Source organism: Burkholderia sp. DN3021, from assembly GCF_049805555.1.
Classification (GTDB): Bacteria; Pseudomonadota; Gammaproteobacteria; order Burkholderiales; family Burkholderiaceae; genus Burkholderia; species Burkholderia pyrrocinia_C.
In genome coordinates this window covers 1-585 of record NZ_JBNCAB010000273.1, presented here as the reverse complement: position 1 = coordinate 585, position 585 = coordinate 1, and the positions used below count along the sequence as shown (strand labels likewise).

At 64.6% G+C, this 585-nt stretch carries 1 protein-coding gene; it reads right to left on the bottom strand.

What is annotated here, in order from left to right; all coding sequences use genetic code 11:
• Nucleotides 1–509, bottom strand: a 509-nt coding sequence (locus ACPUER_RS37055; protein WP_425133614.1) for an IS66 family transposase zinc-finger binding domain-containing protein, incomplete at its 3' end; no start/stop codon positions are given.
• Between the last annotated feature and the right edge of the window lie 76 nt (nucleotides 510–585).

The following is a 585-nucleotide window of genomic DNA, read 5'->3' as shown; positions in this document are numbered from 1 at the left end:
GGCGCCGGCGTGACCTTAATGCCGAGGTCACAGCAAGGGCAGGCGTACTTGACCCGCTGGTGCTGAACAACGCGCACTTGCTCGGGAATCACGTCGAGCTGCTCGCTCGTCTCGACGCCGATCTCGACGAGGGCATGGCCGTCATGCACGCAGAACCTTTCAGACTCGGGTAACTCGTGCCGCACGACCTCGCGCGGCAGGTTCGGATCGAGTGGTTTGCGCCCGCGCTTGCCTCGCGTGTGGGCGATGACCGACGTGCCGGGCACGTCCTCGCGCGCAGGCACGTCGGTAGTCGTCGCCCGCGCCTCGGCTTCGTTGAACAGGCCAAGCTGGTCGGCATGGCGCGCCTCGCTCGATGCGCCGAACAGTTCGTGCTTGTAGGCCCGCAGTTTCTCCTCGGCCAGATCACGTTGGGCCGTCACGAGTCGAAGCTCACCGCGCAGCGCATCGCGTTCGGCGAGCAGTGCCTGGTATTCCTCAACACTCGGCATGACGGGGCTGTTCGGCATGGCAGATTAGACCATGTCACCCGCGTGGTGTTCAGCTCATCCGCGCGTAATATCGCTGGGGATGCTTCTGGATCAC